The organism is Streptomyces sp. NPDC046831, from assembly GCF_040645305.1.
Classification (GTDB): domain Bacteria; phylum Actinomycetota; class Actinomycetes; order Streptomycetales; family Streptomycetaceae; genus Streptomyces.
In genome coordinates, this window is the sequence record NZ_JBEYXZ010000029.1 from 69,139 (window position 1) to 93,998 (window position 24,860).

General features: G+C 73.3%; 26 protein-coding genes, 1 tRNA gene and 1 pseudogene. 20 read left to right on the plus strand and 8 right to left on the minus strand.

The annotated features are described in order from the left end of the window. Positions 1-238: 238 nt before the first annotated feature. Positions 239-1,051: a DUF2637 domain-containing protein gene (locus ABZ920_RS22990; RefSeq protein WP_361508004.1), complete on the minus strand. Its 813-nt coding sequence runs from the start codon at positions 1,049-1,051 to the stop codon at positions 239-241. Between the two features lie 599 nt (positions 1,052-1,650). Between ABZ920_RS22990 and ABZ920_RS22995 the strand changes: the two genes are divergently transcribed. After that, positions 1,651-2,568: a DUF72 domain-containing protein gene (locus ABZ920_RS22995; protein ID WP_361508007.1), complete on the plus strand. Its 918-nt coding sequence runs from the start codon at positions 1,651-1,653 to the stop codon at positions 2,566-2,568. Between the two features lie 136 nt (positions 2,569-2,704). Here ABZ920_RS22995 and ABZ920_RS23000 read toward each other — a convergent pair whose 3' ends face one another. Continuing rightward, positions 2,705-4,750: a copper resistance protein CopC gene (locus ABZ920_RS23000; protein ID WP_361508073.1), complete on the minus strand. Its 2,046-nt coding sequence runs from the start codon at positions 4,748-4,750 to the stop codon at positions 2,705-2,707. 296 nt (positions 4,751-5,046) lie between these two features. On the opposite strand from ABZ920_RS23000, the gene ABZ920_RS23005 reads away from it, so the two are divergent. From ABZ920_RS23005 to ABZ920_RS23030, 6 genes are all read left to right on the plus strand, one after another. Then, the gene (locus ABZ920_RS23005; protein WP_361508010.1) at positions 5,047-5,640 is read left to right on the plus strand and encodes an HhH-GPD-type base excision DNA repair protein; all 594 of its coding nucleotides are present in this window, start codon (positions 5,047-5,049) and stop codon (positions 5,638-5,640) included. Positions 5,641-5,989: 349 nt separating this feature from the next. Further along, positions 5,990-6,658 carry an HdeD family acid-resistance protein gene (locus ABZ920_RS23010; RefSeq protein WP_361508013.1) on the plus strand — a complete coding sequence of 223 codons (669 nt, stop codon included), beginning with the start codon at positions 5,990-5,992 and terminating at the stop codon, positions 6,656-6,658. 92 nt (positions 6,659-6,750) lie between these two features. Continuing rightward, on the plus strand, positions 6,751-7,095 hold the full coding sequence (locus ABZ920_RS23015; protein ID WP_361508016.1) for a hypothetical protein: 345 nt from the start codon (positions 6,751-6,753) through the stop codon (positions 7,093-7,095). Positions 7,096-7,153: 58 nt separating this feature from the next. Then, entirely contained in the window at positions 7,154-7,303 is a 150-nt protein-coding gene (locus ABZ920_RS23020; RefSeq protein ID WP_361508019.1) for a hypothetical protein, read from the plus strand. Between the two features lie 534 nt (positions 7,304-7,837). Then, positions 7,838-8,134 carry a type II toxin-antitoxin system VapB family antitoxin gene (locus ABZ920_RS23025; RefSeq protein WP_004943146.1) on the plus strand — a complete coding sequence of 99 codons (297 nt, stop codon included), beginning with the start codon at positions 7,838-7,840 and terminating at the stop codon, positions 8,132-8,134. Positions 8,135-8,596: 462 nt separating this feature from the next. Beyond that, entirely contained in the window at positions 8,597-9,232 is a 636-nt protein-coding gene (locus ABZ920_RS23030) for a LytR C-terminal domain-containing protein (RefSeq protein ID WP_361508076.1), read from the plus strand. A 78-nt stretch (positions 9,233-9,310) separates the two neighbouring features. Here the strand turns inward: ABZ920_RS23030 and upp are convergent, their stop codons facing one another. Next, positions 9,311-9,946, minus strand: a complete 636-nt coding sequence (gene upp, locus ABZ920_RS23035) for a uracil phosphoribosyltransferase (protein ID WP_361508022.1) — start codon at positions 9,944-9,946, stop codon at positions 9,311-9,313. A 152-nt stretch (positions 9,947-10,098) separates the two neighbouring features. Between upp and ABZ920_RS23040 the strand changes: the two genes are divergently transcribed. From ABZ920_RS23040 to ABZ920_RS23055, 4 genes are all read left to right on the plus strand, one after another. Next, complete coding sequence (locus ABZ920_RS23040; protein WP_361508025.1) at positions 10,099-10,329, plus strand: hypothetical protein; 231 nt, start codon at positions 10,099-10,101, stop codon at positions 10,327-10,329. Positions 10,330-10,761: 432 nt separating this feature from the next. Beyond that, complete coding sequence (locus ABZ920_RS23045) at positions 10,762-11,295, plus strand: hypothetical protein (protein ID WP_361508079.1); 534 nt, start codon at positions 10,762-10,764, stop codon at positions 11,293-11,295. A gap of 308 nt (positions 11,296-11,603) precedes the next feature. Then, positions 11,604-12,035 carry a tRNA adenosine(34) deaminase TadA gene (gene tadA, locus ABZ920_RS23050; RefSeq protein ID WP_361508082.1) on the plus strand — a complete coding sequence of 144 codons (432 nt, stop codon included), beginning with the start codon at positions 11,604-11,606 and terminating at the stop codon, positions 12,033-12,035. A 254-nt stretch (positions 12,036-12,289) separates the two neighbouring features. Continuing rightward, positions 12,290-12,374 (plus strand) — tRNA-Ser (locus tag ABZ920_RS23055). 162 nt (positions 12,375-12,536) lie between these two features. Here ABZ920_RS23055 and ABZ920_RS23060 read toward each other — a convergent pair. Further along, a complete protein-coding gene (locus ABZ920_RS23060; RefSeq protein WP_361508028.1) occupies positions 12,537-13,136 on the minus strand; it encodes a beta/gamma crystallin domain-containing protein in 600 nt (199 codons plus the stop codon). A gap of 398 nt (positions 13,137-13,534) precedes the next feature. On the opposite strand from ABZ920_RS23060, the gene ABZ920_RS23065 reads away from it, so the two are divergent. Further along, positions 13,535-13,711 (plus strand): hypothetical protein, encoded by a 177-nt coding sequence (locus ABZ920_RS23065; protein WP_361508031.1) that lies wholly within the window; start codon positions 13,535-13,537, stop codon positions 13,709-13,711. Positions 13,712-13,786: 75 nt separating this feature from the next. On the opposite strand, the pseudogene ABZ920_RS23070 reads toward ABZ920_RS23065, so the two are convergent. Beyond that, positions 13,787-13,931: pseudogene (locus ABZ920_RS23070) on the minus strand (site-specific integrase); the annotation flags it as partial. Between the two features lie 284 nt (positions 13,932-14,215). Between ABZ920_RS23070 and ABZ920_RS23075 the strand changes: the two are divergent. From ABZ920_RS23075 to ABZ920_RS23090, 4 genes are all read left to right on the plus strand, one after another. Continuing rightward, complete coding sequence (locus ABZ920_RS23075) at positions 14,216-14,395, plus strand: hypothetical protein (RefSeq protein ID WP_361508085.1); 180 nt, start codon at positions 14,216-14,218, stop codon at positions 14,393-14,395. Then, complete coding sequence (locus tag ABZ920_RS23080; protein ID WP_361508034.1) at positions 14,392-14,685, plus strand: Dabb family protein; 294 nt, start codon at positions 14,392-14,394, stop codon at positions 14,683-14,685. Before ABZ920_RS23075 ends, ABZ920_RS23080 begins: the two co-directional genes overlap by 4 nt. Before the next feature lie 182 nt (positions 14,686-14,867). Continuing rightward, positions 14,868-15,695, plus strand: a complete 828-nt coding sequence (locus ABZ920_RS23085; protein ID WP_361508088.1) for an RNA polymerase sigma factor SigF — start codon at positions 14,868-14,870, stop codon at positions 15,693-15,695. A gap of 247 nt (positions 15,696-15,942) precedes the next feature. Next, positions 15,943-16,869, plus strand: coding sequence for an RNA polymerase sigma factor SigF (locus tag ABZ920_RS23090; protein WP_361508037.1), 927 nt, complete (start codon positions 15,943-15,945; stop codon positions 16,867-16,869). A 469-nt stretch (positions 16,870-17,338) separates the two neighbouring features. Here ABZ920_RS23090 and ABZ920_RS23095 read toward each other — a convergent pair whose 3' ends face one another. Then, entirely contained in the window at positions 17,339-17,533 is a 195-nt protein-coding gene (locus ABZ920_RS23095; RefSeq protein ID WP_361508039.1) for a hypothetical protein, read from the minus strand. Positions 17,534-17,981: 448 nt separating this feature from the next. On the opposite strand from ABZ920_RS23095, the gene ABZ920_RS23100 reads away from it, so the two are divergent. The 3 genes from ABZ920_RS23100 (at position 17,982) to ABZ920_RS23110 (ending at position 21,962) form a co-directional block, all read left to right on the plus strand. Then, positions 17,982-18,476, plus strand: coding sequence for a MarR family transcriptional regulator (locus ABZ920_RS23100; RefSeq protein ID WP_361508041.1), 495 nt, complete (start codon positions 17,982-17,984; stop codon positions 18,474-18,476). Between the two features lie 13 nt (positions 18,477-18,489). Continuing rightward, the gene (locus ABZ920_RS23105; protein ID WP_361508044.1) at positions 18,490-21,039 is read left to right on the plus strand and encodes an MFS transporter; all 2,550 of its coding nucleotides are present in this window, start codon (positions 18,490-18,492) and stop codon (positions 21,037-21,039) included. A gap of 101 nt (positions 21,040-21,140) precedes the next feature. Then, positions 21,141-21,962 (plus strand): YceI family protein, encoded by an 822-nt coding sequence (locus ABZ920_RS23110; RefSeq protein WP_361508047.1) that lies wholly within the window; start codon positions 21,141-21,143, stop codon positions 21,960-21,962. Between the two features lie 102 nt (positions 21,963-22,064). On the opposite strand, the gene ABZ920_RS23115 is transcribed toward ABZ920_RS23110, so the two are convergent. Further along, positions 22,065-22,805 carry a GAF and ANTAR domain-containing protein gene (locus tag ABZ920_RS23115; protein ID WP_361508050.1) on the minus strand — a complete coding sequence of 247 codons (741 nt, stop codon included), beginning with the start codon at positions 22,803-22,805 and terminating at the stop codon, positions 22,065-22,067. Between the two features lie 383 nt (positions 22,806-23,188). Here ABZ920_RS23115 and ABZ920_RS23120 point away from each other — a divergent pair, with 383 nt between their 5' ends. Next, positions 23,189-23,545, plus strand: a complete 357-nt coding sequence (locus tag ABZ920_RS23120) for an STAS domain-containing protein (protein ID WP_361508053.1) — start codon at positions 23,189-23,191, stop codon at positions 23,543-23,545. A gap of 77 nt (positions 23,546-23,622) precedes the next feature. Here the strand turns inward: ABZ920_RS23120 and ABZ920_RS23125 are convergent, their stop codons facing one another. After that, on the minus strand, positions 23,623-24,414 hold the full coding sequence (locus tag ABZ920_RS23125; RefSeq protein WP_361508056.1) for a TetR/AcrR family transcriptional regulator: 792 nt from the start codon (positions 24,412-24,414) through the stop codon (positions 23,623-23,625). Between the last annotated feature and the right edge of the window lie 446 nt (positions 24,415-24,860).

A 24,860-nucleotide genomic window follows, 5' to 3' on the forward strand; every position in this document is an offset into this window, starting at 1 on the left:
GCCCTGTCACATCCATGGACCGCGGGCGCATCCGGGCCGCTCCCCGCGCTCCCAGAGCGCGTCCCCGACCTGCCGAACGACCCTGCGGAGCATGATTCCCGTCACATGCAGAAAGCGGGCCGCACCGGCCGCTCCCCGGGCCTGGACGCGCTCCGCCCGCCCCGGTCCGCCCGTGCAGGACGAACGCCCCGGCCGTACGCGGCGGTCGGGGCGTTCGTCGTCGGGGGCGGGAGGTGCCTCAGGCGGGCTTGGCGGGTGTGGCGGGCTTGGCGGGCTGAGCGGATTTGGCCGGCTCGGGCAGGGATGCGGTGGGTGCCGCGTCCGCGGGGGCGTCCGGCTGCGGGCCGCGGCGCACCCGGTGGCGGGGGGTCGTCCGGCGGGGCGGGCGGGTCAGCGTGATCTGGCGGACGAGCTGCTGGAAGCACGCCAGGGAGGCCAGGCCCGGCAGTGCGGCCGCCGCGACGTCGACGACCGTCCTCGGCGCCTGCACCACGCACAGGAGCATCGCGATGGCTGAGAAGAGCAGGACGACGCACCAGGAGTGGACCGCCCGCCGCTGGTGCAGAGCGGCCCGCAGGACGGACAGCGACGCCACCAGCCAGGGCCCGTACACCAGCATCGGCCACCAGGAGGCCAGTCCCGTCTCGAGGCGGGCCATGGCCACGAGGCGCAGTGGGTCGTAGGCGACCATCCCGCTGAAGAAGCTCACGGAGGAGGCGGTCACCGCGGCCAGGGCCGCGGTGACGTGGCTGGCCGTGCGCACGCCGTCGAACTGCCTGCGCGGCCGGACCTTGCGATGGCCGCGGGGGGTGTCCCTCGGCAGGACCGGTTCGGCCGTGCTGTCCCGCGGGTCCTCCAGGAAGGTGTCGGAGGCCTCCGCGGGCACCGGGGGATCGTCCTCGGGCGCGGGGGCCGCGGCCCGCTGCTCCGCCATCGCCTCCTGGAGCAGGAACGCCAGTTCCTCGGCCGGATCCCAGGCGGCGTCGGGAGGTACCAGCGGCGCCGAGGAGAATTCGGCCGGCCCTCGGTGCCGACCGGTGCCGGCAGCCACGAATCCGCCCGGGTGACAGGCGGAATTTCCCGTACGTTGGTCGATTCTTTCGTCATGCATGACGCGGTCCGGCTATTCCGCTCCTGTGAATGCGGACCGGGCCTCCGTACGGCTCCACCGCCGGGCGAGGTCGGCCTCCAGCACGCTCATCCCGTCCAGGGAATGCCGCAGCAGGGGTCCGGTCGCCTTCGACGCCACCGGCGGTCCGCTTCGGGTCAGGGGCCCACCGGCCGCGGCCGGAGCCCGGACCCGGGCGGGAACATGGATGGGGGGACCCGGCGCCAGCCCGCGACCGGCCGCCGCGCTCTCCCGCCCCTGACGCACGAGCAGGCGGATGCGCCCTTCCCTGGATGCCTTGGTCATATCGCGATTAACGCCGTACGAGTGCGCCGGATGCGCGGCAAACGGGTGAAGGAATTCCCCTGACAAGCCCTATATATGCGATGGGATTGTCGTCCGCCGAGCCGACCAGATGACGGCCGATGACAACAGGCCGCACCTGCCGAAGCGTGGCCGATACGCACCTCTGGCGATCCTCGGCGGTCCCTTGCGGACTCGCCGTGTGTCACCGGGCGGCCACCTCGGGGTAACCGCTCGCCATGGCAGAGATCCTGGTTGGCGCGTGCTCGTGGACGGACCCGATGCTGGTGCGCAGCGGCTGGTACCCGGTGGGTTCCCGCAGTGCGGAGGGCCGGCTGCGCCACTACGCGACGCGGTTGCCGATCGTGGAGGTCGACTCCAGCTACTACGCCCTGCCCAGTGAGCGCAACAGCCGGCTGTGGGTCGAGCGGACCCCCGACGGGTTCGTCTTCGACGTGAAGGCGTTCTCCGCGCTCACCGGACACCCCACCCGGTCCGCCGCGCTGCCGGAGGACGTGCGGGGCGATCTGCGCGACCCGGCGGTGCTCGACGCGGTGTGGGACCGGTTCGCCGGGGCGGTGGAACCGCTGCGGCGGGCGGGGCGGCTGGGCAGCGTGCTGTTCCAGTTCCCGCCCTGGTTCCGGCCGGGCGCGCGGGCGGAGGAGTTCCTCGAGCAGTGCGCCGGGCGGACGGACAAGTGGCCGGTCGCGGTGGAGTTCCGGCATCCGGCGTGGTGGCGGGAGGAACAGGCCGACGCGACCTCCGCGCTGCTGCGCCGGTACGGCTTCGCCGCGGTCGCCGTCGACATGGCGCAGGGGCTGCCCTCGTCGATCCCTCCCGTCCTGCCCGTCACCTCCTCCCGGCTGTCCGTCGTCCGCTTCCACGGCCGCAGCACCGCCTGGGGCACCGGCAGCAAGGAGGACCGGTTCCGGCACGACTACACCGACGACGAACTCGCGGAATGGGCGCCGAGGCTGTCGTCCCTCGCCGGGCGGGTCGGGCAGCTGCACGTCCTGTTCAACAACTGCTGCGGCGACGCGGCCGTCCGCGCCGCCGAGCGGATGCGCGACCTGCTCGACGGGGGGGCATCGGGAGGGCTGACCGGGCCCGGACAGCGGCTGACCCGGGGGCCGGCCGGCCGCTCGTCCGGACGCTGATCGGCGGTGATGAGCGGCCGGCCTTCGCCGTAAGTGAGAGCCGGCTTCCGGGTGGTCGCTCCTGCGGCCTCCCTCCCCCGGCCGGGCGGCCGGCGCGCCGCGTGGTCGGCGCGGGGTCCCGCTCCCGGCTCCGGCGTCACCGCAGGATCCGTATCGTCCTCGACGCGCTCGTCTGGTCCAGCTCGGAGGTCCGCACCGTCGCCTTCGCCGTCCAGGTGCCGGCGAGCGGGAGGTCGAGGTCGTCGGTGCCCCAGTAGCCGCCCTTGTCGGTGAGCCCGGCGTCGATCGGGCCGATGTCCTTCGCCGGAAGCGACAGGGACAGGCGCAGCTCGGGGACGATGGCCAGGCCGCCGTCGGCGCCGAAGACCACGGCCTCCACCGCGTTCTGCCCGACCCGGCCGGGTTCCAGGGTGATCTGCACGGTGCCGTGGCCGCCCGGGGTGCCGAGGTCGAACGGGATCGTCGTGACGGAAGCGGTGCGGCCGCCGGCCACGGGTGCCGCGTCGGCGGCCTCGGTGGCGGCCCGCCCCGGCAGGGTGCCGGTCAGCGTCGTCGTGATGCCCAGCACCACCACGCTCACCGCGACCTCGGCCAGGACGGAGCGGCGCAGGCCACGGCGGCGCGCCTCAAGGGCGGGGGAAGACGCGGCGGCCTCCGCAGTACCGGCGGCCTCCTTCGAAGTACCGGCGGCCTCCTTCGAAGTACCGGCGGCCTCCTTGGAAGTCATGGCGGCAGTCGTCGGAGTGACAGCGGCCGTGGGCTTTACGGACGCGGCGGAGGACACGCCGGCTGCGCTCGGCGCGGAGGAGGCCGCGGCTGCGCTCGGCGCCGGCTCCGGGGATGGGACGTGTGCGGCCGGCCTCCGGACCTCCGCCAACGCCGAAGACCTCGCCGTCCAGCGACGCGAACGGCTCGCCACGGCGAGCAGCACGATGACGACCGCCACCTTGGCGAGCAGGAGCCGCCCGTACGTCGTGCCGGTGAGCGCGGTCCACGAGCCGAGGCCGCGCCAGGACTGGTAGACGCCGGTGACCACCAGAACGGTCACGGCGGCCAGGGCGAGGCGGGAGAAGCGGGCCGCCGTCGCGGTCAGTGCGCGGACACCGTCCGCCTCCGCAGCGGCACCCCGCCCGGCCGCGTCCCCGGCCGGGGCACCCCGGCCCGCCGGATCCTCCACCGCGACACCCCGCCCCGCCGGATCCTCCACCGCGACACCCCGCCCCGCCGCGTCCCCCGCCGTGCCCTTCGTGGCCCGGCGCAGCGTTGTGAGCAGGGCCGTCAGGCCGCCGAGCCAGACCGCCATGGCCAGCAGGTGCAGCACGGAGGACGTCATCGCCACGGGGACCTGGATGCCGGCCGACGCGTGCTCGGCCGCCGCCCACGTCAGGGCCAGGCCGAGGGCCAGGGCGGTGCCCGCCGCGAGCATCCGGCGCGAGGGGTTCTCCCCGCGCCGCCGGAGCAGCCGTACGAGGAGGACGGCGGTCGGCGGGAGCAGCGCCAGCCGGGCGAGCAGGGCGAGGCCGGGCCGGCTCGTCAGGGTGCGGCCCAGGGCCTCGGCGTCGAAGGCCGCGGCCGGTCCCGCGCCCGTCTCGTACGGAGCCCGCAGCAGCACCAGGACGACCGTCGAGGCGAGCAGGACCCACCAGCCGGCCGCCAGCGGCCCGCGCAACGCGCCCGGGTCCGGCGGACGGCAGGCCAGGACGAAGGTCGCCGTGCCGACGAGCAGGGCCACGGCCGCGTACGCCGCGTAGCGCGCGAGGGTGTGGAGGCCGCCGGTCACGGGGTCCTCCACCGGTCCCGCGGCGACCGCCGCCGTCGTCGGGGAGGGCTTGCCGACGGAGAAGGTGAAGGCGCCGGAGACCGGATGGCTGTCCGCCGACACCACCCGCCAGGCCACGGTGTAGGTGCCCTGGCCGAGCCCGGACGGCAGCGACACCCGCGCGGTGTTGCCCTGGCCGGACGCGTGTTCCGTCTCTCCCGTGCGCACGCGCCGCCCGTCGGGGTCGAACAGGCGGAAGGAGTCGTCGAGCAGGCCGACGGACTCGGTGAAGGTCAGCGTGACGGCGCGGGGTGCCGTCCCGAGGACGCTGCCGTCGGCGGGGTCGGCCGCGCGGAGGGCGGCGTGCGCCGACGCGGGCCCGGCTCCGCCGAGGAGCAGCAGGACCAGGAGCGCACCGAGCAGGACCGCCCCCGGGAGCCGCCGCCCGCCTCGGGCTCCCTGACGGTCCCGGCGCTCCGGGCGTCCCCGGCATCCTCGGCGTCCTCCCCGTCCGTAGCGCGCACTGCCGTCACACCCCTCGCTCCGCCGTCGGGTCACGTCACTTCTCCGTAGTGGGACTTGGGCTTCCGGACAGGTACGGACCGAGCCCGGACTTCGCTCACCCGGCCCCCGTGCGGAGGGGCCGGTCGTGGCGCCGCCGTGGCCCGGCAGGCCGCGCCCCGGCTGCGGCGGGGACGGCGCGGGGCGATCATCGTGACATGGACGTCACCCTGCACCTCGCCCAGGACCCCGAGGCCGACGCGCTGCTCGGGCGCAGCCCGCTCGCCGCACTGATCGGGATGCTGCTGGACCAGCAGATCCCGATGGAGTGGGCGTTCAAGGGTCCGGCGACCATCGCCCGGCGGATGGGCACCGACGACCTGGACGCGCACGAGATCGTGGCGTTCGAGCCGGAGACCTTCGCCCGGCTGCTGTCGGACAAACCCGCCGTGCACCGCTACCCAGGGTCGATGGCCAAGCGGATCCAGCAGCTGTGCCAGTACCTCGTAGAGCACTACGCCGGCGACCCCGAGGCGCTGTGGCGGGACGTCGGCAGCGGGCGCGAGCTGCTGGAGCGGCTCCAGGGGCTGCCCGGGTTCGGCAAGCAGAAGGCGCAGATCTTCCTCGCCCTGCTCGGCAAGCAGCTCGGCGTGCGGCCCGAGGGGTGGCGCGAGGCCGCGGGCTCCTACGGCGACCCGGGCTCCTTCCGGTCCGTCGCCGACATCACCGGACCCGACTCGCTGGCGCAGGTGCGGGCGTACAAACAGGAGACGAAGGCCGCGGCCAAGGCGGCGAAGCCGGCCAAGGGCTGAGCGCGGGGGAGAGCCGGGCCGGAGGTGCCGGTTCGCACGGTCCTCCCCCGGCGGGCGCCGCAACCGTCGGCACGGCGACACCCCCGCGCGACGCCGGCCCGGCGGCGGCTGCCCGGTCGCGCGGTCCCGGCACGGACCCGCGTGCCGGCCGCTCCGGTGCCGGCGGAGATCCGGCGCCGACCGTCCACTGCCGGTGTACAGATCCGGAGCCGACGCTCCGGTGCCCGCACAGATCCGGCGCCGACGCTCCGGTGCGGGCACGGATCCGGCGCCGGCCGTCTGCTGCCGGCGTCAGCCGACCGGCCCGTCCCCGCTGGCCGTTCGCGTCCACCCGGTCCCAGCATGGGGCATGAGCGAGCCACCGAGCGGCTCCCCGTGGGGCCAGGAGTACGACGACCGCCGCGTCCACGCGGCCCGCGACCCGCACGCCCCGCCGCCGCACGACGAACGGCCGCTGGAAGGACCCCTGCACGCCCTCTCGCGCGCGGCCTGGCAGGCCGTCCTCGCCGCCGGAGTGGCGGCCGTCGTCCTGGGCGTCCTGGTGCTGGTTTGGCCAGGGCCCTCCCTGCTGGCCGCCGCGGTCCTGCTGGGCCTGTACCTCCTCGTCAGCGGCGTGCTCCAGCTGGCGGCCGCGTTCGGCACGCACAGGGCGGCCTCGCTGCGCGTGCTGGCGTTCGTCAGCGGGGCGCTGTCGATCCTGCTGGGCCTGTTCTGCTTCCGCGGCACCCTCCAGTCGGTCCTGTTGCTCGCCCTGTGGATCGGCATCGGCTGGCTGATCCGCGGGATCACGCAGACGCTGGCCGCCGTGCACGACCGGACGGCGCCCGCGCGCGGCTGGCAGATCTGCCTCGGCCTCCTCACCTTCGCCGCCGGCGCCGTCCTGATCGTCTCGCCGCTGGAGTCGGTCGCCGTGCTGGCCCTGCTGGCCGGCTGGTGGCTGGTGGCCGTGGGGATCGCCGAGATCGTGACGGCGTTCCGGATCCGCGGCCACGCCGCGCGCGTCCCGCGCACCGTGTGACCACCCCGCCCGGTACGCGGTCGTACGCCATGCGGGCGAATTCCGGGTCCCGAGTGGTCGACCGCGGGCGCGCCGCGGGGACATGACCCGGTGTGAGCACCGCACCGCACGTCCGCCGCACCGCGCGCCGCGGCGGCTGTGTGCGGGTGCTCGTCCTCCTGCTCGCCCTGTTCCTGCCGGGTGCGCACACCGCGGGCTTCACGGCCCCGGTCCCGGCGGTGTCCGGCCAGGCGGGCGGTACCGCCGCCGAGCAGGACCACCTCGATGCGGCCCTGCGGCCCCCGGTGCGCAACGCTGAGCGAGCCCCGGTCCTCCCCCTGCGGCCCGTCCCGCGGCCCGTCCCGCCGGCAACTCCCGCGGTGGGCCGCGGCGTCGCCGCGCCGCCGCATCCTTCCCCCCTCCTGCGCGCCCTGCGGTCCGTCGTCCTGCGCTGCTGAGCCGGCCGGTCCCCCACCGCGGTCCATCGGCAGGTACGACGCAAGGAACCAACCACCCATGACCAGCGACCTCTACGCGGTCCTGCGCGCCCTTCTGCGCGCCGAGGCCGCCCGCAGCCACCCGCGGCAGGTGCGTCAGGAGACGTCCCCCGCCCCCGAGTCCCCCGACCGACGGCCGCCGGCGGCCGAGGAAGGAGAGCGCGGCTGAAGCGGAGCCGGGCGCCCACGCGGCGTCCGGCTCGGCACGGGGCCGGACGAACGCGGCGTGGACCGGACGCGGGACCGACCGAACGCGGCCGACCGTTCCGGAGCGGGCTCGATGCGGGGTCCGGTGGCGGGCTCGAAGGGGGCCGCTGTCACCCACCCGGACCTGCCGCAGGCTCAAACGCGCTCCTCGCCGCGCTCCTTTGTCCACAGGCTGTGGACAAAGAGAAGGCGCGCTCGCCGGGGCGCCACGGGAGACGCCGCCAGGACGGACGGCGAGCCGGCACACGAGCGGTCAAGTCCCCTCCCGGGCGATCGAGTCGGCCGTCGGCGGACCTGCCGTGGAGGCGACGCCGGCGCCCCGCACGGTCACGCCGGGGACTGCCGTCGCACAGCAAGCGGCCACCCACGGCGCGTTCCGCCACCGCGGACCCCACGCGGCATGATGCCGCTTTGCCCGGGTTTTCCACGGCATTTCCCACGTCGCACTCCGTCGCCATGGCTGCGCCCGGAACGCCGGGGCCGGTAGGCTTTCCGTGTGATCTTCAAGCGCATCGGAAACGGCCGGCCGTACCCCGACCACGGCCGGGAAAGCACCCGGCAGTGGGCGGACGTCGCGCCGCGCCCGGTCCGCCTCGATCAGCTGGTGACCACCAAGCAGCAACTCGACCTGGAGACGCTGCTCGCCGAGGACTCCACCTTCTACGGCGACCTGTTCGCCCATGTCGTGAAATGGCAGGGCGACCTGTACCTGGAGGACGGTCTGCACCGCGCGGTGCGGGCGGCGCTCCAGCAGCGCCAGGTGCTGCACGCGCGCGTGCTCGAACTGGACTGAGCGCGCTCGCACGGCCGAACCGGGTTCCCACGGACGGCCGGAGCACCTTCCCCGCGGACGGCCGGAGCCACTTCCCCACGGCCCGCCGACGCTCGTTGTCCGCAGGACGGCCGAAGCGCGTCGTCCGCACGGACGGCCGAACCGGACCCCGTGAAGAGCCGTGGCGCGTCCCCGCGGACGGCCGGAGCGCGATCCCCACACGGACGGCCCAACCGGGCCCCGGCGAACGGCCGGAGCACGTCGCCGCGGACCGGCGACCGCCTCCCCTCGGACCACCGGAGCGCGTCCCCGCAGGCCGGCGACCCCATCCCTGCGCACCGCCCGACCCGGTCCCCCGGACCGTCATGCGGCACCCGGTGTGGACCTTTCGGGTTCTGCTGAGCCCCGTCCAATGATCATCTAGTAGGAATCACCGCCCGCGCACACTACGCTGCGCTCATGAGCATGCTGACTCCCCCCGGCATGGGCGGGCAGTACCGGATCACGGGGAACAAGTACCCGCGAATGCGCAGGCCCCGTCGGCGCGGCAGGCTCGTTGTGCTGTCCGTCGCCTCCGTCGTCGCGCTCGGCGTGCTCGGCTGGGGCACGCTGCAGCTCGTCGACGTCTTCACCGGCGGCGGCAGGGCCGAGGCGGGCGGCGCCGGAACGGAGTGCGCTCCCGCGCTGACCACGTCGGCCCGGACGGGCGCCTCGCCCACGACCCCGCCCCGGGTGCTGCCCAAGCCGGGCGGGATCACGGTGAACGTCTTCAACGCCACGCCCCGCAGCGGCCTGGCCAAGCAGACCGCGGACGAGCTCAAGAAGCGGGGCTTCCGCATCGGCCAGGTGGGCAACGCCACCCAGCAGTTCGACAAGAAGGTCAAGGGCAGCGGGCTCCTCCTGGGCCCCGCCTCGTCCCTGAACACCTCGCTGCCCGTGCTCGCCACGCAGCTGACCACCGCCGAGCGCCGCGCGGACGCCCGCAAGGGCGCCGACATCGATCTGATCATCGGGGACGGCTTCAAGGCGCTGACGCCGCGCGCCGACGCCGACAAGGCCCTGACGGCCCTGGCCGCACCCGCGCCGAAGACGCCCACCCCGAAGAAGAAGGGGTGCTGAGCCGCCGTACGCCCCGGTGACCGGGCGGCCCGGCGCGGGGCGGGGCGGCCGGGCGGCGTCCCGCGGAACGGCGGCCGGTTACTCGGCGGCCCCGTACATCCGGTCGCCCGCGTCCCCGAGGCCGGGCACGATGTAGCCGAGCTCGTTGAGGCGCTCGTCGACCGAGGCCGTCACGACCGTCACCGGGGTGCCGGCCAGTTCCCGCTCCATGACCTCGACGCCCTCGGGCGCGGCCAGCAGGACCACGGCGGTCACGTCGTCGGCGCCGCGCCTGATCAGCTCCTTGATCGCCGCGACCAGCGTGCCGCCGGTGGCGAGCATCGGGTCGAGGACGTAGACCTGGCGGCCGGAGAGGTCCTCCGGCATGCGCGTGGCGTACGTGGAGGCCTGCAGCGTCTCCTCGTTGCGGATCATGCCGAGGAAGCCCACCTCGGCGGTCGGCAGCAGCCGCACCATGCCGTCCAGCATGCCGAGGCCGGCCCGCAGGATCGGCACCACCAGCGGACGCGGGTGGGAGAGCTTGACGCCGGTCGTGCGGGCCACCGGGGTGTCGAGGTCGACCTGTTCGGTGCGCACGTCCCGCGTGGCCTCGTAGGCGAGCAGGGTGACCAGTTCGTCGGCGAGCCGGCGGAAGGTCGCGGAGTCGGTGCGGCGGTCGCGCAGGGTGGTGAGTTTGTGGGCGACCAGGGGGTGGTCGACGACGTGGAGACGCATGGGCACAACACTAACCGGGCCCTGTGACCGCCCGCCCGCCCGCCGTCGCCCACTGCCGGGCCCGCACCGGCCCGGCCCCCCGTCCAGCGTCTTTCCGGCATCAAACCGGCCGCCGGGGGGAACGTGGGGAGACGGACTGGGGTGGTGAACCAATGCCTGACCGGGAATTCCGCGGGGATCCGTCGTTTCGCCGGGAGCATCCGGAACCGGACACGCCGGACACGCCCGGCCTGCCCGAGACGGACGCCGAGCGCCGGCGGCGCCGCGCCCGGTTCCTGCGCGAGCTGGCCGAGGCGCGCGCGCTGCGTGACCGCGTCCAGCCGCGCCGCGCCAAGGCCGCCCGGCTGCGGCACGCGATGCGGATGCGCACGTTCCGCTGGTGAGAACCGGGAACCGGCAGGTCGGAGTGGTCGGCACGCGCCGTCCGGTGCCCCGCGCGGACACCGGGCGGGCCGGGCACGGACAGCGGCCGGGAGACCGAACGGGCTACCGCGGGACACCGGCCGGGTTACCGGCGGAAGCCCGCCGGGTGCGCGCCGGAAAGATCCACGACGGCTCCGGCGTTGCGGCGGTGGGCGTGCTCGGACGCCCGGAAAAGCCGCGTACGATCCGCAGAAGGCGGCAATGAGCGTGCTGGTGGCCCGTCATGGAACTACGGTCGAAAGTGCCGGACACAGGGGGCTGAAGACATCCCCTGAGCGCCTTGTTTCTGCCACGATTCCGAGTGGGTGGGGCTCGGAGCCCAGCTCTCTCCGCCCAGAACCTCCGCCGGGGGGATTCCCAACCGGCACCCTATGACCAGTGGGAGAGTCACGGTGTACTTCGCCGCACTGCTCGCGCGCACCGAAGACGGGTGGGAAGCGAGCGACACGGAGCTCGACGATGTGGAGACGCTGGCCGACCTGGCCGACCTGGCCCGGGACGCCTCGACCGAGGACGACACGGTGCTCGTCCTCATCGAGCAGGAGGACTCCTGGTTCGGCGTCGTCCGCGTGGACGGCGAGGACGACCCTCGTATCTACGTCTCGGACGCCGCCGCCGCGGCCCGCAGCTCGTACGGCGAGATCCTGCTCACCGACGAGCTGCTCGGCCGGGAGCCCGGTGACGACGTCCCCGACCTGGACGCCCTGGACCTCGACGGCACCGAGGACGGTGAGCCCGCGTCCGCCGAGGACGAGGACGAGCCCGGTTCCGCCGAGACCATCACGCACGGCCCCCTCGGCGACGGCGAGATCCTCGACGACCTCGGCGTCGGCGAGAAGGAGCTGCGCGCCCTCGACGCGGACGACGCGCTGAGCGCCATCGCCGAGGCCCTGGGCGCCTCGGAGGTGCTGGAGACCGTCCGCTGACCGTGCAGGAGACAGGAACGGCACCGGAGCCGGCCCCGGACGGCTCTCCGGCCCCGGACGGCTCTCCGGCCCCGGAGGGCCACTCCCCCGGCGCCCCGGGGCCGCACGGCACGCCCCCCGACGGTGACACGCCGCCCCTGGGCGGTGCGCCCGCGCCGGGCGGTGCGCCCGCGCCCGGCGGCGCCTCCGCGCCCGGCGGTACACCCGATCCCGGCGGTACACCCGATCCCGCCGATCCGCCCGATCCGGCCGATCCGCCCGATCCGGCCGATGCGCCCGATCCGGTGCGCGAGCCCTGGCGGCCGGCGATGCGGCTCGCCCTGGACGAGGCCCGGCTGGCCGTCCGGGGCGGGGACGTGCCCGTCGGTGCCGTGGTGCTGGCCGCCGACGGCACGACCGTGCTCGCCGTCGGGCACAACGAGCGCGAGGCCACCGGCGACCCGACCGCGCACGCGGAGGTGCTGGCCGTCCGGCGCGCCGCCGCCGCGGTCGGCGAGTGGCGACTGTCCGGCTGCACGCTCGTGGTGACGCTGGAGCCGTGCACCATGTGCGCGGGCGCCATCGTGCTCTCGCGGGTGGACCGCGTGGTCTACGGCGCCCGCGACGAGAAGGCGGGCGCCGCGGGCTCCCTGTGGGACGTCGTGCGGGACCGCCGGCTCAACCACCGCCCCGAGGTGATCGAGGGCGTGCTGGCGCAGGAGTGCGCCCAGGTCCTCACCGACTTCTTCCGCACCCGCTGACCCGCCCGGTCCCGGGAGGGACGGCCGCTCCGGACGCCGGGAGACCGGTCCGGGGAGTCACCGGCCGCGGCGGACGCCGGGCTTTCCCGCCGCCCGGCCGGTGTCCGCCGCTCCCGCCGCTTTCCGCCGTCCCGCCGTCGCCGTCCGTCCTCTTCCAGCGGTTTCCTTCGCTGCCCGTCGGCAGCGACCGGCAGCCGACAGCCCCGGGGGAACGGATTTCAAACCTCGGGGCACCTTGCTGTAAGGTCTCCCTCGGTAGCGTGTCCGAGCGGCCGAAGGAGCTCGCCTCGAAAGCGAGTGTGGCGCAAGTCACCGAGGGTTCAAATCCCTCCGCTACCGCTGGCAGACGAAGGGCCCGGTCCGATGGACCGGGCCCTTCGTGGCCTCCCGTCTCAGTTTCCGTCTCATTCAGCCCAGCGACGGCCACACAATGAGGTGGATCGTCGCGGTCGCCGCGTCCGGCGCGAGACGCGAGCGCCCGGTCCGGGTGCGCTCCGGCCCCTACACCTCGGTGAGTTTGAAGGTGAACCGGTTGCGGTCGTCGCGCGAGTAGTCCAGGTTCTCGGGGACGTTCGAGGCGTCGGCAACGTCGATCGACTTGGTCCCGGAGTTCCAGGCGAAGTAGATGGCCCCCAGGGCGACATATGCGCCGGACAGCTCGTTGCGGACGTAGATGGCACTGGTGACCGGCGGCCCGTCCTCGGGCATGACGCCGACGAGCCCGTACTCCGGGTCGCCGGAGCGGACGACGGTGTCCCCGACGTCGTAGGAAGCGACCTTCAGGCTGTACCGCCCGGGCTGGGATCCGGTGAGGTCCTGGAGCCGGACCGCGATGGGCAGCGTGGTGCTCTCGACGACCTTGAACCGGGTCAGCCCGCCGATGTCAGAGATGTCCGGCTGGTCGACTTCCCATTCCCGATACTTGCCGGTCTGGTTGGCGTGCTGCCAGGCCAGGACCTTGGCTTTCCGGCCGACCCTGACGGACTTGAACCTGTCGTTGAGCTCGCCGGGGTGCAGGTTCTCGTTGGCTCCCACCCTGTAGGTGTGGGCGTCGCCCGTGTAATCGGGTCGGGTGTGGAAGGTGACTTCTTGCTCGCTCATGTGCCCCTCTGCGTGATCACTCGGCCGCATGCATGGCAGATAGTTCCCCATTGACCACCATCCGTTACCGACCCGTCCGAGGATCCACTGGGAAGGGCGAGCGGACACTCATGGAGTGTTCGCCAAGTCGCTCGGCTCATGGTGTCAGCCGTTGTAGGCCGCCTGGTGGATTCCGCTCCCCCTGTGCGGCGTGCACTGTCGACGGCAGCACGTGACCGTGCAGACGCTGCTCGTTGTCGTCTCGCTGCGCATCAGCACCCACCCACAACCCAAGGGAGGTAGCCATGACCACGGTCGCAGAACTCCAGCCGGACCCGAACAAGAAGATTCGCATCGTCAGTCACCGCGAAAGCAAGAACGGCGTGTACCACGACGGGATCGTCCGATCCATCCAATGCGTGAACGCTGACGAGAACCTGTACGAGGTCACGCTGTACAGCACGACGTACAACAGGGAGTCCACGTGCTACGTCTACGGCAGTGACCAGGTCACGGAGCCCACCCGAACCCAGAACTACGCCAACACCCAAACCGACCGCCAGCGCCAGGCCTCGCGGGAGATGTTCGACAACTAGCACCGGGCCGACCCGCTGCCACCCTGAGTGCGTACGAAGGGGCAACCATCAAGGGCCGCCCCTTCGTCTCAAGCTTCAGCCAGCAGGAACAGGCGCGCCGGCGAGAGCGTCGTCATTCGTCGTCCGACTCCCGGATCAGCCCGTCGACCTGTCGGGCAACATCGCTGCGGACGGAATCGACCATGTGCTCATACCGCGCGGCCGTGGCCGTGGTGGACCATGGCGCCCTACCCGTCGCGCTCCGTCTCGGTTTCCGTCTCATTCACTGCCGTCAGGACCCCTTCACGGCGGTTCGCGGAACGGGCGCGAGGACGGGGATGAACGCGGGTGAACGGCCGCGGATCGTGCCCCGTTACCGCGAACAGACCTCGAAAGCGAGTATGGCGCAAGTCACCGAGGGTTCACATCCCTCCGCTACCGCCGAAGAAGGGCCCGCCGCACGGCGGGGCCCTTCGTGCGATCATGAACAGCGCTCCGGGCAGTCAGCGACAGGGGGAGGCCGCGGTGGCCGTGAACGCCAAGAAGATCGCCGTCTACGTCGTCGTGGTCTTCGTGCTCTACTTGATCATCACGGATCCGGCCAAGGCCGCGGACTACGTGCAGATAGGGTTCGAGGGCATATCGGACGCCGCCAAGGCCCTCGGCGACTTCATGGGCTGGGTCGCCCACGGAGGTACCTCATGATCCGCCACCTGGTCCTCTTCAAGCTGAACGACGGCGTCCAGCGCGACGACCCGCGCGTCGTGGCGGGCGCCGAGGCCTTCCGCGCCCTCGGCGGGCAGATCGGCGACCTGCGCTTCTGGGAGTGCGGCTGGAACGTCAGCGACCGGTCCGTCGCCTACGACTTCGCGATCAACTCGGCCGTCGAGGACGCCGACGCCCTCCAGCGGTACCTGGACCATCCGGCGCACCGGGCGGGCGTCGCGCTGTGGCGCGAGTTCGCCACGTGGGTGATGGCGGACTACGAGTTCTGAACCCCGCGACCGCACCACCTCACGACGGCCGGCCCCGCACCCTCCCGGTGCGGGGCTTTTCCGCTTCCGACGGCCTGCTTTCCTCCGCCAACACGTGACTATGCGGTGCTTGAACACGGTGCACCTGTCTTGTGATGCTATGACCGCTTTTGACGGATGAGTTGATCGACGAAGAGGTGGCGTTGACCGTGTCGGCCAGTACTGCGCCGCCCCAGGAAGAGGCTTCCGCTCAGGCACCGGCCAAACGCCGCGGCGCCGACACGCGGGCACTGACCCAGGTGCTCTTCGCCCAGCTGAAGGAGCTCGAACCCGGAACACCGGAGCACACCCGCGTGCGCGGGGCGCTCATCGAGGCCAACCTCCCGCTCGTGCGCTACGCGGCAGGCCGTTTCCGCTCCCGCAACGAGCCGATGGAGGACGTCGTCCAGGTGGGCACCATCGGGCTCATCAACGCCATCGACCGCTTCGACCCCGACCGCGGCGTGCAGTTCCCGACGTTCGCGATGCCCACGGTCGTGGGCGAGATCAAGCGGTACTTCCGCGACAACGTCCGCACCGTGCACGTGCCGCGCCGGCTGCACGAGCTGTGGGTGCAGGTCAACGGCGCCACCGAGGACCTGACGACCGCCTTCGGGCGCTCCCCGACGACCGCCGAGATCGCCGAGCGGCTGCGCATCACCGAGGAGGAGGTGCTGTCCTGCATCGAGGCGGGGAGGTCGTACCACGCGACGTCCCTGGAGGCCGCCCAGGAGGGCGACGGGCTGCCCGGCCTGCTGGACCGGCTCGGCTACGAGGATCCGGCCCTGGACGGCGTGGAACACCGCGACCTGGTGCGCCACCTGCTCGTCCAGCTGCCCGAGCGGGAGCAGCGGATCCTCCTGCTGCGGTACTACAGCAACCTGACCCAGTCGCAGATCAGCGCGGAGCTCGGCGTCTCGCAGATGCACGTCTCGCGGCTACTGGCGCGTAGCTTCCAGCGGCTGAGGTCCGCGAACCGGATCGAGGCCTAACCCGTACGGGGGAATGCCCTCATCAGCGCGGATACCGACATCCACACCCCGAAAGACCGTCAGGTCCCGTGTGTGCAGGACGGATTGCCGTTCCAGATGTCGACATGTCACTACGGCGCGTTGCCGACATGTGACATTCTGCGGGAAGCGCGTTTGCCGCGGCTTCGGCTCCGGTATTCAGGTGAAGGCTGCGTTCTCCTCGCCGAGGAGGCCGGCCGCGACCGTCCCGCGACCCAGAGGGGGTGGCATGTCCGCAGATCAGGGCAGCTCCAAGGTGCTCACGCTCATGAAGAGCGACGGCGCGCCCGAGGCGCTCGGCGCCCTCGACGCTCTCGACGAGGGGGTGGCCCTGCCGGCCGCTCCGGCCCCGGCCCTTCCCACCGCCCCCACGCCGGCCCCGCCGGCCCCGGAGGACATCGACACCCGTACGCTGTCCCGCTCCCTGTTCCTGCGGCTCGCCGCACTCGACGAGAACAGCCCCGAACGCGCCTACGTCCGGGACACCCTGATCGAGCTGAACCTCCCGCTGGTCCGCTACGCGGCCGCCCGGTTCCGCTCGCGCAACGAGCCGATGGAGGACATCGTCCAGGTCGGCACCATCGGCCTGATCAAGGCGATCGACCGGTTCGACTGCGAGCGGGGCGTGGAGTTCCCGACGTTCGCGATGCCGACGGTCGTGGGCGAGATCAAGCGGTTCTTCCGCGACACCTCGTGGTCGGTCCGCGTCCCGCGCCGCCTGCAGGAGCTGCGGCTGGCGCTGACGAAGGCCAGCGACGAGCTCTCCCAGAAGCTCGACCGGTCCCCGACCGTCACCGAACTTGCCGCCGTGCTGGGCGTGTCGGAGGAGGACGTGGTCGACGGCCTGGCGGTCGGCAACGCCTACACCGCCTCGTCACTGGACTCGCCGGCGCCCGAGGACGACGGCGGCGAGGGCTCGCTGGCGGACCGCCTCGGCTACGAGGACCAGGCTCTGGAGGGCGTGGAGTACCGCGAGTCGCTCAAGCCCCTGCTGGCCAAGCTGCCGCCCCGCGAGCGGCAGATCATCATGCTGCGCTTCTTCGCCAACATGACGCAGTCGCAGATCGGCGAGCAGGTCGGCATCTCCCAGATGCACGTCTCCCGGCTGCTGACCCGGACGCTGGCTCAGCTGCGTGAGGGCCTGATCTCGGACTGAGTTCCCTGGGTCTCCGCGGACCTCGGGACCTCCCCGACGCGGGAGGCACCGGCCCATGGCCGCCGAAGCGCCGACACGGTCGCGTCGGCGGCCGTCGTCCGTCCGCCCCCGGTCAAGCGGCCCCGGCGCTCGGCCGGGCGGCAGCGCCGGACGGCTCCTCGTCCGTCGGGGCGCGGCAGCCCACGCGGGACATGCGGCTGAGAGCGTGTGCGGGCGCCGTGCGTGCGCGGAGGCGTAGGCGCGCGGGCCGTGCCCGCGGAACGGCGCCGGGTGCCGCCCACGGCGGCTGCCGCCCGAGGTACATGCGGCCCCGGTTCCCGCACGCGGTGCGCGCCACCCGGTGTACCTGCCGGACCTGCACCGCCGGGCGTCTCCATCCCCGGACCTCTCCACCGCCGGATGTGCAGCCCGAACAGGCGGCCGCGCCCCTCGCCCGAGGAGCGCGGCCGCTGAGACGGTGCGGCGGTTTCTACTTGAGCGCCAGCCAGGCCACCGCGGCGACGATCACAACGGCGACGACGATCCCGGCGATCAGGCCCACGCGCGGACCCGACTGGGCCTGCTGCGGAGTGGCCTGGGGGGCCGCCTCGTCGACGAACGCGCGGAACATCTGGGTGCTGCCGGCGGGGTCGTAGTTGCCCTGGGGGCCCTGGGTGTTAGCCATGGCCCGAGACCCTAGCGAATCCGCGGGATGGGCCCAAGCCCGGGTGGAGTTGGGGGTCCTGAGGGTTCGGGGAGCCCGCCGATCCGTCCGGATCCTCCGGGTACCGGCCGTCGGCGGGCGGGGTTCCCCACGGCTGCCGCTGCCCGGCGGAGCGGCCGGGCCGGGCAAAGGCCGGTCGCCGGCAAGGCCCTGAGAGGTCCGGGCCGGCCGAACCCGGTCGAGGACGGCCGACGCCGGCCGCACGCGTCTCCCGAGGCCCGAGCGACGGCCCGGCACCTGCGCCGATCCCGGCCGGACCAGCCGCACCCCCCGGCGGCCCGGCTGAGCTGGGCGTTTACACAAGCAATACTTGCCTTTGTCAAGTTTTTGCGGCCCACACCCCGTACTTGTTTGCCTGCAGCAACCAACAGCTCTATGGTTGCCCTAAGCAACGAATACGGGAGGTGTGATGGCCGAGCGCGCCCAGTACGAAGAGCTGGCGCGTCAGCTCAGCGCCGTCGGCGCCGTGAAACGGGACATGGGACGCATCCTGCCGTCCGACTGCCCGGCCGGTTCCGCCGCCGTGCTGACACTGCTCGGCCGCCACGGAGACATGCGCATGAGCAAGCTCGCGGAGCTGCTCGCCGTGGACATGTCGGTCACCAGCCGGCACGTCGCGCACGTCGCCGAGCGCGGCTGGATCGAACGGCTCCCCGACCCGGCGGACAGGCGCTCACGCATCCTGCGCCTGACGGCCGAGGGCCGGAACCGGCTCGACGATCTGTCCGAGCGGACCGCCCACCTGCTCGCCGACCGGCTGAGCGACTGGACCGACGACGAGGTCGGCCAGCTCATCCGGCTGATGACGCGCCTGCGCGCGAGCTTCGGCGACTGCCGGTCCGCACCGCACCGGATCCCCGCACCCGTAGTCGAACAGACCACCCGTACACCCGCAAGCACGTAAGAAAAGGAAGCCCATGGCAACGACCACACCAGCCGGTGTGCGGGCTCACGCCAAGCACGGGGGAGGCTCCTCCGGCGGCGTTGCGATGACGCACCGGCAGATCATGGAGGCGCTTTCCGGGCTGCTGCTCGGAATGTTCGTGGCGATCCTGTCGTCCACGATCGTCTCCAACGCGCTGCCGGAGATCATCAGTGACCTCGGAGGCGGCCAGTCCGCCTACACCTGGGTGGTCACCGCCGCCCTGCTGTCGATGACCGCCTCCACTCCCCTGTGGGGCAAGCTCGCCGACCTGTACAGCAAGAAGGCGCTCGTCCAGATAGCCCTGGTGATCTTCGTCGTCGCCTCGGCGGCGGCGGGTCTGTCGCAGAACCCCGGCATGCTGATCGCCTGCCGTGTGGTCCAGGGCATCGGCACCGGCGGCCTGTCGGCCCTGGCACAGATCGTCATGGCCGCGATGATCTCCCCGCGCGAGCGCGGCCGGTACTCCGGCTACCTCGGCGCCACGTTCGCCGTCGCCACCGTCGGCGGCCCGCTGCTCGGCGGTGTCATCACCGACACCTCCTGGCTGGGCTGGCGCTGGTGCTTCTACGTCGGCGTGCCCTTCGCGGTGATCGCGCTGATCGTGCTGCAGAAGACCCTGCACCTGCCCGTGGTCAAGCGTGAGGTCAAGGTCGACTGGGGCGGTGCCGTCCTCATCTCGGCCGCCGTCTCGCTGCTGCTGATCTGGGTCACCTTCGCCGGTGACAAGTACGACTGGCTGTCGTGGCAGACGTACACGATGGTCGCCGGCGCGGTCGTCCTCGGCGCGCTGTTCGTCCTCGTCGAGTCCAGGGCGAGCGAGCCGATCATCCCGCTGCGCCTGTTCCGCAACCGCACCATCACACTCGCGTCGCTGGCCTCGCTCTTCGTCGGCATCGCCATGTTCAGCGGCACCGTCTTCTTCAGCCAGTACTTCCAGCTGGCCCGCGACAAGTCCCCGACGATGTCGGGTGTCATGACGATCCCGATGATCGGCGGTCTGTTCGTCTCCTCCACCGTCTCCGGCCAGCTCATCACCCGCACCGGCCGCTGGAAGGCGTGGCTGGTCAGCGGTGGCGTCCTGGTGACGGCCGGTATGGGCCTGCTGGGCACCATCCGGTACGACACGGACTACTGGAAGATCGGCGTCTTCATGGCCCTGCTGGGTCTCGGCGTCGGCATGATGATGCAGAACCTCGTGCTGTGCACGCAGAACCAGGTGGCCCCCAGCGACCTCGGTTCGGCCAGCTCCACGGTCACCTTCTTCCGCAGCCTCGGCGGTGCGGTCGGCGTCTCCGCGCTCGGCGCGGTGATGGCCCACCGGATCACCGACTACGTCAAGGACGGCCTGGCGACCCTCGACCCGAAGTACGCCGCCGCGATGGCCGGGTCCGGCTCCGCCAACAGCAGCATCCCGGACATGGACGCGCTGCCCGCGCCGCTGCGCACGGTCATGGAGAGCGCCTACGGCCACGGCATCGCCGACGTCTTCCTGATCGCCGCCGCGCTGGCCGCCGTCGCCTTCCTGATCAGCCTGTTCATCAAGGAGGTCCCGCTGCGGACGAAGGGCGCCCTGGCGCAGGCCTCCGAGGGCGAGGCCCCCCCGGTGGACCCGGCCGCCGCCCCCACCGTCGCGGAGGCCCAGGCCCTCGCCGAGTCCGGCTCCCCCGCCGGCGGGCAGGCGCCCGACCGGTTCGGGGCCGCCGCCACCACCGGCGCCGGCCCCGAGGGCACGCAGCGGCTCGCGGCCGCGGCGTCCGCCGGATCCGCCGCCGGTGACGGCAGCGGCATCCCGGTGCGCGGCTTCGTCCGCGGCGCCGAGAGCGCCCCGGTGCCGCAGGCCGCCGTCACGCTGATCTCGCTCACGGGCCGCCAGCTGGGCCGTTCGGTCGCCCAGGCCGACGGCGCCTACGCGGTGGACGCGCCGGGCGCGGGCTCGTACGTCCTGATCGCGGCGGCCGACGGCTACCAGCCGCAGGCCTCCACGATCGTCGTGGCCGGCGAGCCGGTGTCCTACGACATCCTGCTCAGCGGCACCAGCGGCCTGGCCGGTCTGGTCCGGGCCGCCGAGAGCGGGCTGGCGGTCAAGGACGCGATGGTGATCGTCACCGACGTGCGCGGGGACCTGCTGGCCACCGGCACCACCGGTGAGCAGGGCGAGTTCTCCTTCGCGGAGCTGGTGCCCGGCGCGGTGACCGTCGCGGTGAACGCCGAGGGCTACCGGCCGCGGGCCCTGCCGGTCGAGGTGGGCGGCACCGGGGTCACCCGGGTCGAGATCGACCTCGACGCCGGCGCCCAGGTGCAGGGCGTCGTCCGCGCCCCGCACGGTCCCCTCGCGGACGCCCGTGTGACGCTGGTGGACGCGGCGGGCAACGTGGTCGGCACGGCCACCACCGGCGCGGACGGGGCGTACGCCTTCACCGACCTGAACAGCGGTGAGTACACCGTCATCGCGACGGGCTACCCGCCGGTCGCGACGGCCCTGTCGGTCAGCGGCCGCGGCGTCGACGACCACGACATCGAACTGGCCCACCCGGGCGAGTAGGCACCACCCGGCCCGTGCGGGGCGCGCTCCGAGCGGAGGTGCGCCCCACGCGGGCCGGTTTTCTACGACCGGTTTGCAATACTTCGCAGGGAGAAAACGGGATGGGACTGACCGCGAGGATCCGCACCCGGGACGGATGGGCCGTGTCGCACGCGGTCGTCACGGTGACCGACATGACGGGCACGCAGGTGGTGCGCGCCGAGGCCGACCAGGAGGGCACGGTCCGGGACGCGACCGCCCTGGCGCCGGGGGCGTACACGGTCATCGTCACGGCGGTCGGCTACGCGCCCACCGCCTCCAGCGCGATCGTCACCGCGAGCGGCCGGGCGGAGATCGGCACGGTGACCCTGGCCCGCCGGGGCGGCACCGAGCTGCCGCCGCCGGGACCGTGGACCGTCGACCCGGCGCACTCCTCGGTGGCCGCGGTCGCCCAGCACCTGGGCATCTCCAGCGTGCACGGCCGCTTCACCGAGTTCTCCGGCACCATCGAGATCGCGCCGGACGACGTCACCAAGTCCCGGGTGGAGGCGGTGATCCGCGCGCACTCCATCGACACGGGCAACCGCATGCGCGACGGGCACCTGAGGTCCCCGGACTTCCTCGACGTCGAGGCGTACCCGGAGATCACCTACCGCTCCACGGGTGTGACGGTGGCGGGTTCCGACCGCTGGACCGTCCACGGCGAGCTGGGCATGCACGGCGTCGTCCGCCCGGTCGACCTGGACCTGGCCTACCTCGGCACCGGCGCCGACCCCTGGGGAGGCACCCGGGCCGCCTTCCGCGCGACCACGGAGCTGCACCGGGAGGACTTCGCCATGAACTACAACCAGGTCCTCCAGGCGGGCATCGCCGCCGTCGGCACCACGCTGAGGGTGGAACTCGACATCCAGGCGGTCCAGGGCGAGTCGCTGCCGTCCGCGTGACGGCGGGCGGACGCCCTCCGCCCCCACCTGCCTGCGCCCCCGCGGCCCGCGCCACCACGGCGCGGGCCGCCGTCGTCGGGCGGGCCCGCGGGGGCGTCGCCGTCAGCCGGACCTGTTCGAGTCCACCACGCGGCGGGCCAGGTCGCGCAGCTTGACGTTCTCCCGCTGCGAGGCGCGAACCAGGCTGTCGAAGGCCTCCGCGGCGTCGATGTCGAGGCGCTCCATGAGGATGCCGGTCGCCTGGCCGATCAGGTCCCGGGTGCGCATCGCCTCGGTGAGCTGCTCCCGCACGGTCGCCGACTCCAGCGCGAGACTGACGTGCGCCGTGAACAGCCGGCCGATCCGCGCCGCCGTCTCGTCGAAGGCGCGCGGCTCCCGCGCGTAGAGCGTGAGCACGGTCAGCCGCCGCTTGTCGGCGCGCAGCCGCAGCGCGAGGGCCGAGCGCAAGCCGAGATCGGCCAGGAGTCCGCCGCCGCCCTCGGTCTCGCTGTCCGCCAGCCGCACGACCGGCGTCTGCCACAGGTGGTCCCAGTACGGGGGCTCGTCGCTCTGCCCGGCCGGCCCCTCGGCCTTGCGCACCACTTCGTCGGTCCAGGCGACGGCGCGACGGCGGTCGCCGCGTTCCCGCACCGAGATGCCGGCGTGGTCGGCGCCCGGCAGGATGCGCACGGCCAGTCGGACGGCGGTGCGGATCGTGCTGTCGGGAGTACCGGACGCGTGCAGTTGCCGAGCCGCCGCCGTCAGGGCCTCGGCCAGCTCGAAGTCCCCGGAGGAACCGGGCAGATCAGGAAAGTCGGACGCAGGCACCACGAACCTCTTCGGCATGCACGGCCGTGCGGCCATGCGCAGGAGAGCTCCGCAGCACATTCCCGACTGCGAGCACAGGACGAACAGAACCTTATCCCGTTCTGCGTGGGGACTTCCGCCCGGTTGAGCTCCGTACCCGTGCCCGCGCCCACCCGGCTCCGGCCCGCCCGGCGCGCCCGGGCCACGCCCCCGTCATGGCCCCTGGAGGCGCCCCTTCGGATCCCTCGGGCCCCGTCCCCACCGGCGGCCGGGCGCCACGTCCCGCGCCACGTCCCGCTCCGCGCGCCCGGCCTCACCCGTACGGGCGATTGTCCGTCCCCCCTTGGAACCGGGGGCCCGGCGATGGTGGAATGGGCCCCCAGGTCAGGAAGCGGCCTCCCGAAATCCGGATGGACGTCTCTCTTTTGCAGGTGAGTGCCGTGACCTTCTACCCGAGTCCGTGCCGGGTGCGCGACCTTCCCGGCCGCACCGTGCTCGTTCTGCCCCCGGAGATCGACCTGTCCAACGCCTCCGCGCTCTGCGCGGGCATCCTGTCCTTCGCCGGCACCCGCACGGGCCGGCTGCCCGTGCTCGTCCTGGACCTGACGCGGACGGTCTTCATGGACTCCCAGGGCGCCCGCCTCGTCGAGGACGTCCGGGACCGGCTGGACTCCCGTGTGCGGTTGCGGGTGGTGGCGGAACCCGACGGCATCCCGAGCCGGGTCCTGGAGCTGACCGGCGTGCGGCGGGACGTACCCGTGTACGACGATCTGGCCGAGGCGCTCGCCCCCGGGTGAACCGTGTGGTCATGGGCAATGGGCGAGCGGGCCGCGCCTCCGGTCGCCCACGAACGAACCCACCGCTCCGGCCCTTCTCAGGACGGGGCGGGCCGCTCCTGCTCCACCCGTCGCACCATCGCCTCGATCCCCGCCACCAGCAGCTCCAGGGCGAAGGAGAAGTCGCGCTCCAGCATCTCCCCGACCGTGTCGCCGCCGCGGGCCGCCATGAGGGTCGCGGAATCCCGCAGGGCGCCGGCGTCGTCGGGGGACCCCGTCGCCGCGTCCATCGCGTGCCGGAAGTAGTCGTCCGGGGCCATGCCCGCGTCCGTGCAGCGGGCCCTGAAGTGGCCCTCGATCGTGCCGTAACCGTAGACGAACTGGAAGACGGCGGAGATCGCCCCGGTCAGGCCGTACTCGGGCAGCCCGGTCCGGCGGATGACGCGCTGCACCGTGCCCGAGAAGGCGAGCGAGTTGGGGCCGATGTTGAGGAAGGTCCCGGCGAGCGGCGACAGCCAGGGGTGGCGCACCAGCAGGGCCCGGTACTCGGTGGCGAGCCCGCGCAGCTGGTCGCGCCAGTCCTCCTCGGCGTCCGGGTCGGGCAGCCGCAGCTCCCCGAAGGCGGCGTCCAGGGCGAGTTCGAGGAGGTCGTCCTTGGTGTCGACGTACCAGTAGACGGACATCGCCGTCACGTTGAGCTCCGCGGCCAGCCGCCGCATGGAGAACCCCGCCAGGCCCTCGGCGTCCAGCAGGCGGACGGTCGCGTCGGTGATCCGGTCGCGGTCCAGTCCGGACGGCTGCCCGCCGCCACGGCCGCGGCGGCGCGCCTTGCCCTCCAGCCAGACGCTGGTCCGACCCGCGCCCCCGGGCTGCTGGACTGCCTTCGCCATGCGCACCTTCCTCAGCTCTCCGACGCCGGCCGCGTGAGGCGCCCCGCGAGGCGCGGGGAACCGCGCGAGCGGCCCACCCACGGCCCGCGCCGGGCGACCCCTGTGTCCCCCGAGCTCGCGGGCGGTCTCCTTCCCCGAGTCTGCCCCCTCGGCCCGGTGCGACAACGCCACGGCGAACAACCCCCGGCGGTCCGGCAGTCGAGCCCCCACCAGCCGACCGGTCTCCGGGCCGGCGGAGGACGCGGCGGTCGGGTCGCCCGGCGTCCCGCCCGGGCGACCGCGTGGCTGCCCACGCCGCCCGCAGGGAGGCCGTGCCCACGCGCGGCGGCCCAGGGGACTCGTGCCGCCCCGGGGGGGGTGCCTCTATGTCTTTCGTCAAGCAGGCTGTGGGGTTCTGGGTTCGTAGAAGGTTCCGTCGCGGAGCATGGCGAACAGGACGCTGATGC